This is a genomic window from Pseudomonas sp. 2822-17 (genome assembly GCF_002742485.1).
In the GTDB taxonomy this organism is placed as follows: domain Bacteria; phylum Pseudomonadota; class Gammaproteobacteria; order Pseudomonadales; family Pseudomonadaceae; genus Aquipseudomonas; species Aquipseudomonas cyclaminis.
In genome coordinates this window covers 110,375-126,634 of sequence record NZ_LJRZ01000500.1, presented here as the reverse complement: position 1 = coordinate 126,634, position 16,260 = coordinate 110,375, and the positions used below count along the sequence as shown (strand labels likewise).

The following is a 16,260-nucleotide window of genomic DNA, read 5'->3' as shown; positions in this document are numbered from 1 at the left end:
GGAACGATCAGTGTGCCAATTGCGTGAGTGTCATCGGGTCAGTTGATCCTCCGTGGGAGCGATGCGGGTTGCAGGGTTGTTCTGCCCAGGGCCAAACAGAAACACCCACCCTTGATAACTGCCTTGTCCTGTAAAACTCTGATTGATGACTGCAAAGTTGCCTTGCTTGAAGGGTGTGCCGCTGGCCTTGCTGAAGACACCCATGAGGGTGTCGCCGGGGCCGGCGATGACACCCCACTCGGCGCTGCCGGTCAGCGGGTCGGCATAGGCACGGCGCAGGTAGCGCTTGATGGTCGGTTGACGGCGGTCGAGTACCAGGTCTTCGAGGGACTTGGGGAAGGTATTGCCGGCCGCGTAATACAGCCCGATCGCGCGGCGAATCTCATTGCCGCGCGCCAGCAATTCCAACTCGCGCTCGCGCTGCATCACGCTGGACCACAGCGTGCCGGCTTCCATCAGCATCACGGCCACCACGGCCACCGTCACCAACATGCCCATGAATACCGAGCCATGCTGGTTGTGCTTACCAGTCGGCATAGGTGCTCCCGTCGTTGGCGGTGCCGGGGGCGCCGCTGCGCACGTCGCCCAGGCCTTGTTCATCGGAAGGCTGCAATCGCCAGGTTTCGCGCTTGCCGGTCAGGGGGTCCATGGGGATTTCGCGCAAATAACGCCGTTCCACCAGGGCTTGCAGGGACTCGGGATTGGCGCCGTGGTCTTCACGGTATTGGTCCAGCGCCTGGCGGATGGAGGACAAGTTATGGCGCAGTACGGTTTCCTGGGCCTTGGTGTGCTGGCGAAAATACTGGGGCGTCACCAGGGTCATGAGAGTGGCGATGATCGCCATGACCACCAGCAACTCGATCAGGGTGAAACCCCGATTACCACTGGCTGTATAACGTTCCATTCAAACTCTCCCGAGTGCTGCTGGACGAAACGTCGAATACATCTTCTCCCTCTTGTGGGTTATCAGCGGTGCTCTTGTAGCTGCGTAGTTGCCAGGTTTGCGCAGGCGACAGGTGTGGACATTCGCAGAGAGGGTCGCGGGGAATGCGGCGCAGAAAGAAGAGTTTTTTGCCCTTGAGATCGGTCTTGTCCGTGACCCCCTCGACCAATACCTGCAGTGAGGGTGGATAACCGCTGTCGCTGATGCTTTTTTCAATACGACCGTCGTCGCTGGCTTCTTTGTAGGAATCGATCGCACGGCGTATTTCCCGCAACGAGCGTTGCAGGTCGAGTTCCCGGTCGCGTTTACCCATCAACGCCGTCAGCGGATAAGCCACTGTCGAAAGCGTGGCCAACAAGGCCAGCGTCAGTAGTAATTCAATCAGCGTAAAACCTTTGGCGCAGTGATGGCTGGAATGAACCTGCCACATCACTGGTCTATCTCCCTCTATCGCGCCAAGGACTTCTGCACTCACCCGGGCCAGTGGATATAACTGCAAAAGTGAGTGTAGATGAACTTTTAATATGAGTGTTTTTTGTACAGTTGGCCGATAAGCGGTGGTTACCCACAATCGCTGTGCACGTGCCTGTGGATAAGGTGTTTGTGCTTGTCCACAGGTCACGGGAATCAAGGCCTGTGGCGGTCTGTACGAAAAATGACCAGGCTAAGTGGCGGTTTTTACAGGTGTTTTGATGTGGATAAAGTCTGCGCCCGGTGTCGAGTTGCCCCCAAACTCTGTTGGCGGTTCTGTGGATAAGATGTTCGCTATCGGCTGCAGGCCATATAAACAGTGGGTTTCATGGGGTTGGTTGTATTTTGATCAATTTGCGTCTTTTGCTTCGAAATACCGGTGGATGCCCCGGTTTATGAAGGTTTGAGATGGTTTTCCACAGCTCGGCCAGAGTTGCCCCCAAAGTCTGTTGGCGGTTCTGTGGATAAGGTGTTTGCGTACCGCTGTGAACCACGTATTCCGTAGCGTGTAGGCTATTGATCATAAATTGATCAGTGTGCGCTGAAACCCGTCAAGTTGAATAAGTCACGGATTTTCTTCAGTTAATTTTGAGCAAGCAACGCAGTTGCCCACAATTGCTGTGGGTGGCTTTGTGGATAAGTTGTTGGTCAAAGGCTGGGAGGCAGGGTGGGAGAGGTCTGTGGGAGGTTTGGTTGAATTTTGATCGATGGCGAGGTGTATGGCGAAACGCGCGCTTGCCCGGTGTGAGTCAAGACGGTATCTACGGGGCGAACGGTGCGCTCGCCCGGTAGGGGTAAGACGACTATGAGTGACCTCAATCAGTCGTGTACGGCCACGCCTTTGAGATACGGCGCCGGGGCCGCGCCCAGGTTGCTCAGCAGGCGTTCGCTGTACCAGTCCACAAAGTTCACCACGCCGAACTCGTAAGTCTTGGAGTACGGGCCAGGCTGGTAAGCGGTGGAGTTGATGCCGCGCTGGTTCTCTTCGGCCAGGCGACGGTCCTGGTCGTTGGTGGCGTCCCACACCTGGCGCATGCGATCCACGTCGTAGTCCACGCCTTCGACGGCGTCCTTGTGCACGATCCACTTGGTGGTGACCATGGTTTCCTGGGCGCTGATCGGCCACACGGTGAACACGATGATGTGGTCGCCCATGCAGTGGTTCCACGAATGCGGCAGGTGCAGGATGCGCATCGAGCCCAGGTCCGGGTTCTTGATGCGGCCCATCAGCTTGGCGCAGCCCTGCTTGCCGTCCAGCGTCATCGACACGGTGCCTTTGAGCAGCGGCATGCGCACGATGCGGTTACGCAGGCCGAAGCTGGCGTGGGCGTAAGGGATCTTCTCGGCATCCCAGGCGGCGGCGGATGCGGCCACGTGGTCCTTGAACGCCTGATCGGCGCGCGGGTCGGTGACGTCGTCCCATTCCAGCAGGGTTTTCAACAGTTCCGGGTGCGACGCGTTGCAGTGGTAGCACTCGCGGTTGTTTTCCAGCACCAGTTTCCAGTTGGCCTTCTCGAACAAGGTGGTCTGAATCGCCACCTTGGTGTTCTCCATGTCGTACGGTTCCATGTAATGGTTCAGCGTCGACAGGAAGTCATCAATGGCCGGCGGGTTCTCGGCCAGGCTGATGAAGATGTAGCCGCCAGCGGTCTTCACGTTCACTGGCTTGAGGCCGTACTGCTTCATGTCGAAGTCGGCGCCCATCTCGGTACCGGCGAACAGCAGGCGGCCGTCCAGTTCGTACGTCCATTGGTGGTAGTGACACACAAGTTTGGCGACCTTGCCCTTGTCGCTGGTGCACAGGCGCGAGCCACGGTGGCGGCAGACGTTGTGGAACGCATGCACCACGCCTTCGGCGCCACGGATCACGATGATCGGGTTCTTGCCGATTTGCAGGGTCAGGTAGTTGCCCTTGGCGGGAATCTCGCAGGTCATGCCGGCGATCAACCACTCTTTCTGGAAGATCTCCTGCATGTCGATATCAAACAGCCGCTCATCAGAGTAAAACGGCTGCGGCAGCGAAAACGTGCGCTCGCGCTCTTGCAGCATTTGCGCGGTGGCCTTGCGTGCGGGTTCCAGCGGATCGCCCAAGCTTAAAGTTGCGGTGACGTCCATCGTGTGTGTCCTCATGGCCATTCTGTGTGGCCGAGATAAGTGGCTAATCAGGTTTGCAGCAAGGCGTAAAGAAAGCGTCGTTGTTGGGAGTGAGTGTGGGGCCGGCGTTGCGACGATCCTTATCCATGGGCGACATGGCCCAATCTGATCCCGACGCGCAAGCCCCTGTCGTTGGGGGCTGGTCGCGATAAGTATGTGAATGTCGCAGATAGGTAAATGGGTGGTTCTCGCGTTACGCAGAATCGCCACCATAAAGCCGAGCATCGGCAGTGGAGAATCAGCATGTCCAACAGTTTCCTGAATCCAGTAACCACCCAGACCTGGGCCAATGGTCGGCACATCGTCCGTTGCGTCAAAGTCATCCAGGAAACCTGGGACGTGCGCACCTTTTGCTTCATGGCCGACCAGCCGATCCTGTTCTTTTTCAAGCCGGGGCAATTTGTCACCCTGGAGCTGGAAATCGAAGGCCAGCCGATCATGCGCTCCTACACCATTTCGAGCTCGCCGTCGGTGCCGTACAGCTTCTCGGTGACCATCAAGCGTGTGCCGGGGGGCAAGGTCTCCAACTGGCTGCACGACACGTTGCACGAAGGCCAGGAGTTGGCGGTGCACGGCCCGGTCGGGCTGTTCAATGCCATCGATTTCCCAAGCCCGAAAGTGTTGTACCTCAGCGGCGGCGTGGGGATCACGCCGGTGATGTCCATGGCGCGTTGGTTCTACGACACCAACGCCAATGTCGACATGACCTTTATCCACAGCGCCCGCTCGCCCAAAGACATCATTTACCACCGCGAGCTGGAGCACATGGCATCGCGGATCGACAACTTCAGCCTGCACCTGATCTGCGAAAAGCACGGCCTGGGCGAGCCTTGGGCCGGGTATCGCGGCTACCTGAACCACAAGATGCTCGAACTGATGGTGCCCGACTTCCTGGAGCGCGAAGTGTTCTGCTGCGGGCCGACGCCGTACATGAACGCGGTCAAGCGCCTGCTGGAAGTGGCTGGGTTCGACATGGCGCGCTATCACGAGGAATCCTTCGGTGCGACGCCGCCGGAAGCCCGTGCCGATGCGGTGGAACAAGCCGAACAAGCCGCCGACGCGCCGGAAGTCGACTTGGCGGACCTGCATCAGGTGGAATTCATTGCGTCAGGCAAGAGCATTCGCGTGGCGCCGGGCGAAACGGTGCACGCAGCGGCGGCCAAGCTTGGGCTGTTGATTCCGAAAGCCTGCGGCATGGGGATATGCGGGACGTGCAAGGTGATGAAGCTGGGTGGCGAGGTGGAGATGGAGCACAACGGCGGCATCACCGAGGAAGACGAAGCCGAGGGTTACATCCTGTCGTGCTGCAGTGTGCCGAAGGGTGACGTGCGCATTGAGTTCTGACTAACAGCGCCGGTCTGAAATGTGGGAGAGGGCAAGCCCCCTCCCACAGTCAGTGCTTAACGCACAAACAGGTTGATGATGTACGCCCCGGATGCTGTCATTTCGAATTCTTTACCGGTCACGGTAAAGAGTCGTGAAGGCTCGATGATGGTATCGCCGACGTTCGCCAACTTCCGAAGATCGTCCAGGCTGACGAGTGTGGCGTTGGTGTCGTTCCGGAGTTGCGAATCAGTGGTGTAGCGTTGAATTTCCATGGTGTTGCCCTCGATAGGATTTCCTTTTCCAGCCGACAATTCGGCAGGCAGTCAGCCCCGATATAACGCGTCCGTTCAATCGGGGTGACGAGATCCTAACCAAGGCAAGGGGTAGATAGATACTGTCAGAAATACGTACAAACAGTCTCTGAAAATGCGCTGGAAGGCCCGTGGTTTCAGGCTTCCATCACTTTCCGAATATCCGCGGCTAATTCTCTTACACGCTCTTCCTCGGTATCCCACGCACACATGAAGCGCGCGCCACCTTTGCCGATAAAGGTGTAGAAGCGCCAACCCTTGGCCGTCAGCGCCGCAATGGCCGGTTCGGAGAGTTGCAGGAACACACCATTGGCCTGCACCGGGAACATCAGTTCCACCCCCGGAATATCCGCTACCAGGCTGCTCAGCAGTTGTGCGCAATGGTTGGCGTGACGTGCGTGTTTGAGCCAGGCGTCGTTCTCCAGCAGGCCTACCCACGGGGCGGACAAAAAGCGCATCTTCGACGCGAGCTGGCCGGCCTGTTTGCAGCGGTAGTCGAAGTCTTCGGCCAGCTTGTGGTTGAAGAACAGGATGGCTTCACCCACGGCCATGCCGTTTTTGGTACCACCAAAGCACAGCACGTCGACGCCGGCTTTCCAGGTCAGGTCGGCTGGCGAGCAGCCGAGGAATGCGCAGGCGTTGGAGAAGCGTGCGCCGTCCATGTGCAGGTTCAGGCCCAGCTCTTTGCAGGTGGCGCTGATGGCGCGGATTTCTTCCGGGGTGTACACGCTGCCGACTTCGGTGGCCTGGGTCAGGGTCACGACGCGCGGCTTGGGGTAGTGGATGTCCTGACGCTTGAGGGCGATCTCGCGGATCGACTCCGGGGTCAGCTTGCCGTTTTCAGTGCGGGCGACGAGCAGCTTGGAGCCGTTGGAGAAGAACTCCGGCGCGCCGCATTCGTCGGTTTCGACGTGGGCCGTTTCCGAGCAAATCACGCTATGGTAGCTCTGGCACAAGGACGACAGCGCCAGTGAGTTGGCGGCAGTGCCGTTGAAGGCGAAGAACACTTCGCAGTCGGTTTCAAACAGATTGCGGAAACCGTCGGCGGCGCGGTGGGTCCATTCATCATCGCCATAGGCGCGTTGATGGCCCTGGTTGGCTTGTTCCATGGCGGCCCAGGCTTCCGGGCAGATGCCGGAGTAGTTGTCACTGGCGAATTGTTGGCTCTTGTCGGTCATGGCCCATTCCTGTGGTCGATGTTGGTGCGCACTGTAACCAAGATTGTCGCGGGTGCGCACGCTCTGTAAATGCAAAGTCGCTGGGGAATTATGCACGGGACTGAAACGATGCCTGTCGGACGTGTCCGCGATGGCGCTTTGGATTTGCTCAAGTGGTTGGCGCTGCTGTGCATGGTGCTGGATCACCTGCGCTATGTCGGCTTGAGCCTGGATGGGCTGTATGTGCCTGGGCGCCTGGCGTTCCCGTGGTTTTGCTTGGCGATTGCGGCCAATCTGCACAGGGCCCGGAACGCTGCGGTGACCGGCCATTGGCGTTACCTGGCATGGCTGCTGCTGTTCAGTGTGATCAGCGAAGTGCCGTATCGGTTGTTTATCGAGGATGCCGATACGTTGAACGTTCTACCCACGTTGGCGCTGGGGTTGCTGGTTGCCCGAGGATGGCAGCAGAAGGCGGTGGTTGATCGAGGATTGGCGCTGATCGCCGTCACGATGGCGGCATTTTTTTCATCCCACTTAATGTTCGGTTTCTTTGGTGTATTGCTGCCATTGGCGATGCTGCTGGTGTTTCGTCGGCCTTGGTATTTCAGTGTGTTGCCGGGATTGGTCTGCGTGGCCGCCAATCAGTGGCAAATCCTGCTCAACAGCGGCACGCCGGTGGCGCTGCTGGGATTGGCTGCATGCCTGATCGCGCCATTGGCCGGATTGGTCTTATTACGACATGCCACAAGCACCTCACCACCCGCCATGCGCCGCTGGGCGTACAGCCTCTATCCCCTGCATTTCTTCCTGCTGCTACTCGTCCGCCAGACTATCGCCTAACCCCCTCCCACATTTGTTGTGTGTTGTTCCGGCAATGTCGTAAACGCACCTTTGCGTGGCGTGCGTAGGCATTTGATCTACCAGCGCCAGCCCTACCATCGCATCAAAGGGCCCTGCGAGGGCCTCAACAATACGAAAGGCTGGGAGAGACGCGATGTTCAGCAAGAAAGACCAGATCCAGGGTTATGACGATGCACTGCTGGCGGCGATGAATGCCGAGGAGCAGCGTCAGGAAGATCATATCGAGCTGATCGCGTCGGAGAACTACACCAGCAAGCGCGTGATGGAAGCTCAAGGCAGCGGCCTCACCAACAAATACGCCGAAGGTTACCCGGGCAAGCGCTACTACGGCGGCTGCGAGCACGTGGACAAGGTTGAAGCCCTGGCCATCGAACGCGCCAAGCAGCTGTTCGGCGCCGATTACGCCAACGTGCAGCCACACTCCGGTTCGTCCGCCAACAGCGCCGTGTACCTGGCGCTGATCAATGCCGGCGACACCATCCTGGGCATGAGCCTGGCCCATGGCGGTCACTTGACCCACGGCGCCAAAGTGTCGTCCTCGGGCAAGCTGTACAACGCGGTGCAGTACGGCATCAACACCGACACTGGCCTGATCGACTACGACGAAGTCGAGCGCCTGGCTGTCGAGTGCCAGCCGAAAATGATCGTGGCCGGTTTCTCGGCCTACTCCAAGACCCTGGATTTCCCGCGCTTCCGTGCCATTGCTGACAAAGTCGGCGCGCTGCTGTTCGTCGACATGGCCCACGTCGCCGGCCTGGTCGCCGCTGGCCTGTACCCGAACCCGCTGCCGTACGCCGACGTGGTCACCACCACCACTCACAAGACCCTGCGCGGTCCACGTGGCGGCTTGATCCTGGCCAAGGCCAATGAAGCCATCGAGAAGAAGCTCAACGCCGCCGTATTCCCTGGCGCCCAGGGTGGCCCGCTGATGCACGTGATCGCCGGCAAGGCCGTGTGCTTCAAGGAAGCGGCTGAGCCTGGCTTCAAGGCCTATCAGCAACAAGTGATCGACAACGCCCAGGCCATGGCCGGCGTGTTTATCAAACGCGGCTACGATGTAGTGTCCGGCGGCACCGATAACCACCTGTTCCTGGTGAGCCTGATCCGTCAGGGCCTCACCGGCAAAGACGCAGACGCCGCTCTCGGTCGCGCCCATATCACCGTCAACAAGAACGCCGTGCCGAATGACCCGCAGTCGCCATTTGTGACCTCGGGCCTGCGCATCGGCACCCCGGCGGTGACCACGCGTGGTTTCAAAGTGGCGCAGTGTGTCGAGTTGGCTGGCTGGATCTGCGACATCCTCGACAACCTCGGCGACGCCGATGTCGAGGCCAACGTGGCCAAGCACGTGTCTGCCCTGTGCGCTGATTTCCCGGTTTATCGCTGAGCGCGGTTTTGGAGTAATGACTATGCAACGCTACTCGGGCTTCGGCCTCTTCAAGCACTCCCTCAGCCATCACGAAAACTGGCAGAAGATGTGGCGCACGCCGACCCCGAAAAAGGTCTACGACGTGGTCATCGTCGGCGGTGGCGGGCATGGTCTGGCGACCGCGTACTACCTGGCCAAGGAACACGGCATCACCAATGTGGCCGTGGTCGAGAAAGGCTGGCTGGGCGGCGGTAACACCGCGCGCAACACCACCATCGTGCGTTCCAACTACCTGTGGGACGAGTCGGCGCACCTGTACGAACACGCGATGAAACTGTGGGAAGGCCTGTCCCAGGACCTGAACTACAACGTGATGTTCTCCCAGCGTGGCGTGTACAACCTGTGCCACACCCTGCAAGACATCCGTGATTCCGAGCGTCGCGTCAGCGCCAACCGCCTCAACGGCGTGGACGGTGAACTGCTCAACGCCAAACAAGTAGCCGACGAGATTCCGTACCTCGACTGCTCGAAAAACACCCGCTACCCGGTACTCGGCGCCACCGTGCAAAGGCGCGGCGGCGTGGCCCGTCACGATGCCGTGGCCTGGGGCTTTGCCCGCGCCGCTGACGCACTCGGCGTGGACTTGATCCAGCAGACCGAAGTGATCGGCTTCCGCAAGGAAAACGGCGTGTGCATCGGCGTGGAAACCAACAAAGGCTTTATCGGCGCCAAGCGCGTCGGTGTGGTGACGGCGGGTAACTCCGGTCATATGGCGTCGCTCGCGGGCTTTCGCCTGCCGATCGAATCCCACCCGCTGCAAGCGTTGGTGTCGGAGCCAATCAAGCCGATCATCGACAGCGTGATCATGTCCAACGCCGTGCACGGCTACATCAGCCAGTCCGACAAGGGCGACCTGGTGATCGGCGCCGGTATCGACGGCTACAACGGCTACGGCCAGCGTGGTTCGTACCCGGTGATCGAACACACCATCCAGGCCATCGTCGAGATGTTCCCGGTGCTGTCGCGGGTGCGCATGAACCGTCAGTGGGGCGGCATCGTCGACACCACGCCGGACGCTTGCCCGATCATCTCCAAGACGCCGGTACCGAACATGTTCTTCAACTGCGGTTGGGGCACCGGTGGCTTCAAGGCCACGCCTGGCTCAGGCAACGTATTTGCCGCGAGCCTCGCCAAGGGTGAAATGCACCCGCTGGCCGCACCTTTCTCCATCGACCGTTTCCACAACGGTGCGTTGATCGACGAACACGGCGCTGCGGCTGTCGCCCACTAACAGGAGAAATTTCCTATGTTGCATATCTTCTGTCCTCACTGTGGCGAACTGCGCTCCGAAGAGGAATTCCACGCGTCCGGCCAAGCGCACATCCCGCGCCCACTGGACCCGAATGCCTGCACCGACGAGCAGTGGGGCGACTACATGTTCTTCCGCGACAACCCCCGTGGCTTGCACCACGAGCTGTGGATCCATGCCGCCGGTTGCCGTCAGTACTTCAACGCCACCCGCGACACCGTCACCTACGAAATTCTTGAAACCTACAAGATCGGTGAGAAGCCACAATTCACCGCCAAGGCCTCTGGAGAGAAGGTATGAGCCAGACCAATCGCCTGTCCAACGGTGGCCGGATCGACCGTAATAAAGTCCTGACGTTTACCTTTAACGGCCAGAGCTACAAAGGCTTTGAAGGCGACACTCTGGCCGCAGCCCTGCTGGCCAATGGCGTCGACATCATCGGCCGCAGCTTCAAATACTCGCGTCCGCGCGGCATCTTTGCTGCGGGCGCTGAAGAGCCAAACGCGGTGCTGCAGATCGGCGCCACCGAAGCCACGCAAATTCCCAACGTGCGCGCCACGCAACAGGCGCTGTACCAGGGCCTGGTCGCCACCAGCACCAACGGCTGGCCGAACGTCAACAATGACGTGATGGGCATTCTCGGCAAGGTTGGCGGCAAGCTGATGCCGCCGGGTTTCTACTACAAAACCTTCATGTACCCGCAATCGTTCTGGATGACCTACGAGAAGTACATCCGTAAGGCAGCAGGCCTTGGCCGCTCGCCAACCGAGAACGACCCGGACACCTACGACAACTTCAACCGTCACTGCGACGTGCTGATCGTGGGCGCAGGCCCTGCCGGCCTGGCGGCTGCACTGGCGGCTGCGCGCAGCGGTGCCCGCGTGATCATCGCCGATGAGCAGGAAGAGTTCGGCGGGTCCTTGCTGGACTCGCGTGAAAGCCTCGACGGCAAGCCGGCTGCTGAGTGGGTTGCCAGCGTCATCGCCGAATTGAAAGCCCTGCCGGACGTGGTGCTGCTGCCGCGCGCCACCGTCAACGGCTACCACGACCATAACTTCCTGACCATTCACGAGCGCCTGACCGATCACCTCGGTGACCGTGCGCCGATCGGCGTGGTGCGTCAGCGCATCCACCGTGTGCGCGCCAAGCGTGTCGTGCTGGCGACTGGCGCGTGCGAACGTCCGCTGGTGTACGGCAACAACGACGTGCCGGGCAACATGTTGGCCGGTGCGGTCTCGACTTACGTGCGTCGCTACGGCGTTGCGCCGGGCAAGAAACTGGTGCTGTCGACCAACAACGACCACGCCTACCGCGTCGCGCTGGATTGGCTCGATGCCGGCCTGCAAGTGGTTGCCGTGGCTGATGTGCGCCACAACCCACGTGGCGCGCTCGTGGAAGAAGCCCGCGCCAAAGGCATTCGTATCCTCACCGGCAGCGCTGTGGTCGAAGCCCGTGGCACCAAGCGCGTGACCGCTGCACGGATTGCCGCGATTGACGTCAAGGCACATAAAGTCAGCAGCCCTGGCGAGTGGCTGGACTGCGACCTGGTGGCCAGTTCCGGCGGCTACAGCCCGGTGGTTCACTTGGCCTCGCACTTGGGCGGCAAGCCGACCTGGCGTGAAGACATCCTCGGTTTTGTTCCGGGCGATGCACCGCAGAAACGCGTGTGTGTCGGTGGCATCAACGGCGTCTACGGCCTCGGTGATTCCCTGGCGGACGGTTTTGAAGGCGGCGTTCGCGCGGCCAGCGAAGCCGGTTTCGCTCCGGTGGAAGGCACGCTGCCAAAAGCCCTGAGCCGTCTGGAAGAGCCAACCCTGGCGATCTACCAGGTGCCGCACGACAAACCTACCGCACGGGCGCCGAAGCAATTCGTCGACCTGCAAAACGACGTCACCGCGGCCGCCATCGAACTGGCCACCCGCGAAGGTTTCGAGTCGGTCGAGCACGTCAAACGCTACACCGCGCTGGGCTTCGGCACCGACCAGGGCAAGCTGGGTAACGTCAACGGCCTGGCCATCGCCGCCCGCTCGCTGAACGTGACCATCCCGCAGATGGGCACCACCATGTTCCGTCCCAACTACACGCCGGTGACTTTCGGCGCGGTGGCGGGCCGTCACTGTGGGCACATCTTTGAACCGGTGCGTTACACCGCGCTGCAAGCCTGGCACGTGAAAAACGGCGCTGAGTTTGAAGACGTCGGCCAGTGGAAACGCCCATGGTACTTCCCGCGTAACGGTGAAGACCTGCACGCCGCCGTCAAACGCGAATGCCTGGCCGTGCGCGACAGCGTCGGCCTGCTCGATGCGTCGACCCTCGGCAAGATCGACATTCAAGGCCCGGATGCGCGCGAATTCCTCAACCGCATCTACTCCAACGCCTGGACCAAGCTCGACGTAGGCAAGGCGCGCTACGGCCTGATGTGCAAGGAAGACGGCATGGTCTTCGACGACGGCGTCACCGCCTGCATCGCCGACAACCACTTCCTGATGACCACCACCACCGGCGGCGCGGCTCGCGTTCTTCAGTGGCTGGAAATCTACCAACAGACCGAATGGCCGGACCTCAAGGTGTACTTCACCTCGGTTACCGACCACTGGGCAACCATGACCCTGTCCGGCCCCAACAGCCGCAAGCTGCTGAGCGAAGTGACCGACATCGACCTGGACAAGGACGGCTTCCCGTTCATGACCTGGAAAGAAGGCCTGGTGGGCGGTGTTCCAGCGCGGGTGTTCCGTATCTCGTTCACCGGTGAGCTGTCGTACGAAGTCAACGTGCAAGCCGACTACGCCATGGGCGTGCTGGAAAAAATCGTCGAGGCCGGCAAAAAGTACAACCTGACCCCGTACGGCACCGAAACCATGCACGTCCTGCGGGCCGAGAAGGGCTTCATCATCGTCGGCCAGGACACCGACGGCTCGATGACCCCGGACGACCTGAACATGGGTTGGTGCGTTGGCCGCACCAAACCGTTCTCGTGGATCGGCTGGCGCGGCATGAACCGTGAAGACTGTGTGCGCGATGAGCGTAAGCAACTGGTGGGCTTGAAGCCGATCGACCCGACCGTGTGGCTGCCGGAAGGCGCGCAGTTGGTGTTCGATCCGAAGCAGACGATCCCGATGAAGATGGTCGGCCACGTCACCTCAAGCTATGCGCACAACTCCCTGGGCTATTCGTTTGCCATGGGCGTGGTCAAGGGCGGCTTGAAGCGCATCGGTGAGCGGGTGTTCTCACCGCAGGCGGATGGCAGCGTGATCGAGGCGGAGATTGTGTCTTCGGTGTTCTTTGACCCTAAGGGTGATCGGCAGAACATCTGATAGACCGAGTTGCCTGCATCGGGGGCAAGCCCCCTCCCACATTTTGAAATGCATTCCCCTGTGGGAGGGGGCTTGCCCCCGATGAGGCCATCAGCCTCACAACAGAATTCAGAACAGGTGCTTTATGACAGCAGCCAATGTCTACCAACAACGCCCCACCAACGGCGCCAAGGCCGAATCCTCGCTGCACCACGCCGACCTCGCCAGCCTGGTCGGCAAGGGCCGCAAGAACGCCGGCGTGACCGTGCGTGAAAAGAAACTCCTCGGTCACCTGACCATTCGTGGCGACGGCCATGACGCGGCCTTCGCCGCCGGCGTGCACAAGGCCCTGGGCATCGAACTGCCCGGCGCCCTGCAAGTCATCATCAAAGGTGAAACCAGCCTGCAATGGCTCGGCCCGGATGAGTGGTTGCTGATCGTGCCGAGCGGTGAAGAATTCGCCGCCGAGCAAAACCTGCGTGCCGCGCTGGACGATTTGCATATCCAGATCGTCAACGTCAGCGGCGGCCAGCAGATTCTTGAGCTGAGCGGCCCGAACGTGCGCGACGTGCTGATGAAGTCCACCAGCTACGACGTGCATCCCAACAACTTCCCGGTGGGCAAGGCAGTGGGCACGGTGTTCGCCAAGTCGCAATTGGTGATCCGCCACACGGCTGAAGACACTTGGGAACTGCTGATCCGTCGCAGTTTCTCGGATTACTGGTGGCTGTGGTTGCAGGACGCCTCTGCCGAATTCGGCCTGAGTGTTCAAGCCTGAGGAATGACCCATGAGCCGCGCCCCTGATACATGGATTTTGACTGCCGACTGCCCCAGCGTGCTCGGCACGGTGGACGCGGTCACCCGCTACCTGTTCGAGCAGGGTTGCTACGTCACCGAGCACCATTCGTTCGATGATCGCCTCTCGGGCCGGTTTTTTATTCGGGTGGAATTCCGCCAGCCCGACGGCTTCGACGAGCAGGGTTTCCGCGATGGCCTGGCCACTCGCGGTGAAGCCTTTGGCATGATCTTCGAGCTGACGGCGCCGAACTACCGGCCAAAAGTGGTGATCATGGTCTCCAAGGCCGATCACTGCCTCAACGACCTGTTGTACCGCCAGCGCATCGGCCAACTGTCGATGGACGTGGTCGCGGTGGTGTCCAACCACCCCGATCTGAAACCTTTGGCCGACTGGCATCAGATTCCCTACTACCATTTCCCCCTCGACCCCAACGACAAACCGTCCCAGGAGCGTCAAGTGTGGCAAGTGGTGGAAGATACCGGCGCCGAACTGGTGATCCTTGCGCGCTACATGCAAGTGCTGTCGCCGGAGCTGTGCCGCAAGCTGGATGGCAAGGCCATCAATATTCACCACTCGTTGTTGCCGGGGTTCAAGGGCGCCAAGCCTTACCACCAGGCGTACAACAAGGGCGTGAAACTGGTGGGCGCCACGGCGCATTACATCAATAACGATCTGGACGAAGGCCCAATCATCGCCCAAGGCGTGGAAGTGGTGGATCACAGCCACTATCCCGAGGATTTGATTGCCAAGGGGCGGGACATCGAAGGGCTGACATTGGCGCGGGCAGTGGGGTATCACATTGAGCGACGGGTGTTCTTGAATGCCAATAGAACTGTGGTGCTCTGACTGACGCCATCGGGGGCAAGCCCCCTCCCACCTTTTGAATTGTGAATACCTTCAAATGTGGGAGGGGGCTTGCCCCCGATGAGGCCCAACAAACAACACAAGAAACAGCATCTGTACCCGAGCATTTAACGCGCTGCCCCCAAGGGCAACGTAGTTCCATAAAAACAACAGCGAGGTGAAAGCATGTCTGGTAATCGTGGTGTCGTGTATCTCGGCAACGGCAAGGTCGAAGTACAGAAAATCGACTATCCCAAAATGCAGGACCCCCGTGGCAGGAAGATTGAGCACGGCGTCATCCTGCGCGTGGTTTCCACCAACATCTGCGGCTCCGACCAACACATGGTGCGCGGCCGCACCACTGCCCAGACCGGCCTGGTGCTCGGTCACGAGATCACTGGCGAAGTGATCGAAATGGGCAAAGGCGTCGAAAACCTGAAAATCGGCGACCTGGTCTCGGTACCGTTCAACGTCGCCTGCGGCCTGTGCCGCTCCTGCAAGGAACAACACACCGGCGTGTGCCTGAGCGTCAACCCGGCCCGTCCGGGCGGTGCCTACGGCTACGTCGACATGGGTGACTGGACCGGTGGCCAAGCCGAATACGTGCTGGTGCCGTACGCCGACTTCAACCTGCTGAAACTGCCGGACCGCGACAAGGCCATGGAAAAAATCCGCGACCTGACATGCCTTTCCGACATTTTGCCGACCGGCTATCACGGCGCCGTGACCGCTGGCGTTGGCCCGGGCAGCTCCGTCTACATCGCCGGTGCCGGTCCCGTGGGCCTTGCGGCTGCCGCTTCCGCACGCTTGCTCGGTGCGGCCGTGGTGATCATCGGCGACGTCAACCCAATCCGTCTTGCCCACGCCAAGGCGCAGGGTTTTGAAATTGCCGACCTGTCCACCGACACACCGCTGCACGAGCAGATTGCTGCGCTGCTCGGCGAGCCCGAAGTGGACTGCGCCGTCGATGCCGTAGGCTTCGAAGCACGCGGCCACGGCCACGACGGCGTCAAGGCCGAAGCCCCGGCCACCGTGCTCAACTCGCTGATGGGCGTGGTGCGTGTAGCGGGCAAGATCGGTATCCCTGGCCTGTACGTCACTGAAGATCCAGGCGCCGTCGACGCCGCCGCCAAAATGGGCAGCCTGAGCATTCGTTTTGGCCTGGGCTGGGCCAAGTCCCACAGCTTCCACACGGGTCAGACGCCGGTGATGAAGTACAACCGCCAGTTGATGCAGGCGATCATGTGGGACCGGATCAACATCGCCGAGATCGTTGGCGTGCAGGTGATCAGCCTGGATGACGCGCCGCGTGGGTACGGCGAGTTCGATGCGGGTGTGCCGAAGAAGTTTGTGATTGATCCGCATAAGTTGTTTAGTGCGGCGTAAACGATAGATAAGGGCGACCCTCGGGTCGCCCTTGTTT

15 protein-coding genes are annotated in these 16,260 nt (G+C 60.3%); 9 read left to right on the top strand and 6 right to left on the bottom strand.

The genetic code is table 11. From position 1 onward, the window contains the following. Nucleotides 1-30 precede the first annotated feature (30 nt). The 4 genes from AOA60_RS19000 to gbcA form a co-directional block, all read right to left on the bottom strand. Nucleotides 31-537, bottom strand: coding sequence for a type II secretion system protein (locus AOA60_RS19000; RefSeq protein ID WP_177411501.1), 507 nt, complete (start codon nucleotides 535-537; stop codon nucleotides 31-33). Further along, complete coding sequence (locus AOA60_RS18995; protein WP_099585741.1) at nucleotides 524-904, bottom strand: type II secretion system protein; 381 nt, start codon at nucleotides 902-904, stop codon at nucleotides 524-526. Before AOA60_RS18995 ends, AOA60_RS19000 begins: the two co-directional genes overlap by 14 nt. Continuing rightward, nucleotides 879-1,373 (bottom strand): type II secretion system protein, encoded by a 495-nt coding sequence (locus AOA60_RS18990; protein ID WP_099585740.1) that lies wholly within the window; start codon nucleotides 1,371-1,373, stop codon nucleotides 879-881. The genes AOA60_RS18995 and AOA60_RS18990 overlap by 26 nt, the downstream gene beginning before the upstream one ends. Nucleotides 1,374-2,233: 860 nt before the next feature. Next, on the bottom strand, nucleotides 2,234-3,529 hold the full coding sequence (gbcA, locus tag AOA60_RS18985) for a glycine-betaine demethylase subunit GbcA (protein ID WP_099585739.1): 1,296 nt from the start codon (nucleotides 3,527-3,529) through the stop codon (nucleotides 2,234-2,236). A 282-nt stretch (nucleotides 3,530-3,811) separates the two neighbouring features. Between gbcA and gbcB the strand changes: the two genes are divergently transcribed. Next, nucleotides 3,812-4,912 carry a glycine-betaine demethylase subunit GbcB gene (gene gbcB, locus AOA60_RS18980; protein WP_017738440.1) on the top strand — a complete coding sequence of 367 codons (1,101 nt, stop codon included), beginning with the start codon at nucleotides 3,812-3,814 and terminating at the stop codon, nucleotides 4,910-4,912. Nucleotides 4,913-4,968: 56 nt separating this feature from the next. Here gbcB and AOA60_RS18975 read toward each other — a convergent pair whose 3' ends face one another. Further along, nucleotides 4,969-5,166, bottom strand: a complete 198-nt coding sequence (locus AOA60_RS18975; RefSeq protein ID WP_099585738.1) for a hypothetical protein — start codon at nucleotides 5,164-5,166, stop codon at nucleotides 4,969-4,971. 176 nt (nucleotides 5,167-5,342) lie between these two features. Further along, nucleotides 5,343-6,383, bottom strand: coding sequence for a low specificity L-threonine aldolase (locus AOA60_RS18970; protein ID WP_099585737.1), 1,041 nt, complete (start codon nucleotides 6,381-6,383; stop codon nucleotides 5,343-5,345). A gap of 90 nt (nucleotides 6,384-6,473) precedes the next feature. Here AOA60_RS18970 and AOA60_RS18965 point away from each other — a divergent pair, with 90 nt between their 5' ends. The 8 genes from AOA60_RS18965 to fdhA all read left to right on the top strand — a co-directional run bounded on the left by AOA60_RS18965 (nucleotide 6,474) and on the right by fdhA (nucleotide 16,223). Next, nucleotides 6,474-7,202, top strand: a complete 729-nt coding sequence (locus tag AOA60_RS18965) for a TraX family protein (protein ID WP_099585736.1) — start codon at nucleotides 6,474-6,476, stop codon at nucleotides 7,200-7,202. A gap of 154 nt (nucleotides 7,203-7,356) precedes the next feature. Next, nucleotides 7,357-8,610 (top strand): serine hydroxymethyltransferase, encoded by a 1,254-nt coding sequence (gene glyA / locus AOA60_RS18960; RefSeq protein WP_099585735.1) that lies wholly within the window; start codon nucleotides 7,357-7,359, stop codon nucleotides 8,608-8,610. A gap of 22 nt (nucleotides 8,611-8,632) precedes the next feature. After that, nucleotides 8,633-9,883 (top strand): sarcosine oxidase subunit beta, encoded by a 1,251-nt coding sequence (locus tag AOA60_RS18955; protein ID WP_010207084.1) that lies wholly within the window; start codon nucleotides 8,633-8,635, stop codon nucleotides 9,881-9,883. A 15-nt stretch (nucleotides 9,884-9,898) separates the two neighbouring features. Beyond that, entirely contained in the window at nucleotides 9,899-10,201 is a 303-nt protein-coding gene (locus tag AOA60_RS18950; protein ID WP_003194855.1) for a sarcosine oxidase subunit delta, read from the top strand. After that, nucleotides 10,198-13,215: a sarcosine oxidase subunit alpha gene (locus AOA60_RS18945; RefSeq protein ID WP_099585734.1), complete on the top strand. Its 3,018-nt coding sequence runs from the start codon at nucleotides 10,198-10,200 to the stop codon at nucleotides 13,213-13,215. Before AOA60_RS18950 ends, AOA60_RS18945 begins: the two co-directional genes overlap by 4 nt. 124 nt (nucleotides 13,216-13,339) lie before the next feature. Then, on the top strand, nucleotides 13,340-13,972 hold the full coding sequence (locus AOA60_RS18940; protein WP_099585733.1) for a sarcosine oxidase subunit gamma: 633 nt from the start codon (nucleotides 13,340-13,342) through the stop codon (nucleotides 13,970-13,972). A 10-nt stretch (nucleotides 13,973-13,982) separates the two neighbouring features. After that, nucleotides 13,983-14,840 carry a formyltetrahydrofolate deformylase gene (gene purU, locus AOA60_RS18935; RefSeq protein WP_016977808.1) on the top strand — a complete coding sequence of 286 codons (858 nt, stop codon included), beginning with the start codon at nucleotides 13,983-13,985 and terminating at the stop codon, nucleotides 14,838-14,840. Nucleotides 14,841-15,023: 183 nt separating this feature from the next. Next, the gene (gene fdhA / locus AOA60_RS18930) at nucleotides 15,024-16,223 is read left to right on the top strand and encodes a formaldehyde dehydrogenase, glutathione-independent (RefSeq protein WP_099585732.1); all 1,200 of its coding nucleotides are present in this window, start codon (nucleotides 15,024-15,026) and stop codon (nucleotides 16,221-16,223) included. The last annotated feature ends 37 nt before the right edge of the window (nucleotides 16,224-16,260 follow it).

Bases quoted from the DNA above. Each gene is read 5' to 3' on its own strand.
- AOA60_RS18945 (WP_099585734.1), top strand. From the start codon at position 10,198: ATGAGCCAGACCAATCGCCTGTCCAACGGTGGCCGGATCGACCGTAAT.
- AOA60_RS18965 (WP_099585736.1), top strand. From the start codon at position 6,474: ATGCACGGGACTGAAACGATGCCTGTCGGACGTGTCCGCGATGGCGCT.
- fdhA (WP_099585732.1), top strand. From the start codon at position 15,024: ATGTCTGGTAATCGTGGTGTCGTGTATCTCGGCAACGGCAAGGTCGAA.
- AOA60_RS18955 (WP_010207084.1), top strand. From the start codon at position 8,633: ATGCAACGCTACTCGGGCTTCGGCCTCTTCAAGCACTCCCTCAGCCAT.
- AOA60_RS18990 (WP_099585740.1), bottom strand. From the start codon at position 1,373: ATGTGGCAGGTTCATTCCAGCCATCACTGCGCCAAAGGTTTTACGCTG.
- AOA60_RS18940 (WP_099585733.1), top strand. From the start codon at position 13,340: ATGACAGCAGCCAATGTCTACCAACAACGCCCCACCAACGGCGCCAAG.
- AOA60_RS18950 (WP_003194855.1), top strand. From the start codon at position 9,899: ATGTTGCATATCTTCTGTCCTCACTGTGGCGAACTGCGCTCCGAAGAG.
- gbcB (WP_017738440.1), top strand. From the start codon at position 3,812: ATGTCCAACAGTTTCCTGAATCCAGTAACCACCCAGACCTGGGCCAAT.
- AOA60_RS19000 (WP_177411501.1), bottom strand. From the start codon at position 537: ATGCCGACTGGTAAGCACAACCAGCATGGCTCGGTATTCATGGGCATG.
- purU (WP_016977808.1), top strand. From the start codon at position 13,983: ATGAGCCGCGCCCCTGATACATGGATTTTGACTGCCGACTGCCCCAGC.
- gbcA (WP_099585739.1), bottom strand. From the start codon at position 3,529: ATGGACGTCACCGCAACTTTAAGCTTGGGCGATCCGCTGGAACCCGCA.
- glyA (WP_099585735.1), top strand. From the start codon at position 7,357: ATGTTCAGCAAGAAAGACCAGATCCAGGGTTATGACGATGCACTGCTG.
- AOA60_RS18970 (WP_099585737.1), bottom strand. From the start codon at position 6,383: ATGACCGACAAGAGCCAACAATTCGCCAGTGACAACTACTCCGGCATC.
- AOA60_RS18995 (WP_099585741.1), bottom strand. From the start codon at position 904: ATGGAACGTTATACAGCCAGTGGTAATCGGGGTTTCACCCTGATCGAG.
- AOA60_RS18975 (WP_099585738.1), bottom strand. From the start codon at position 5,166: ATGGAAATTCAACGCTACACCACTGATTCGCAACTCCGGAACGACACC.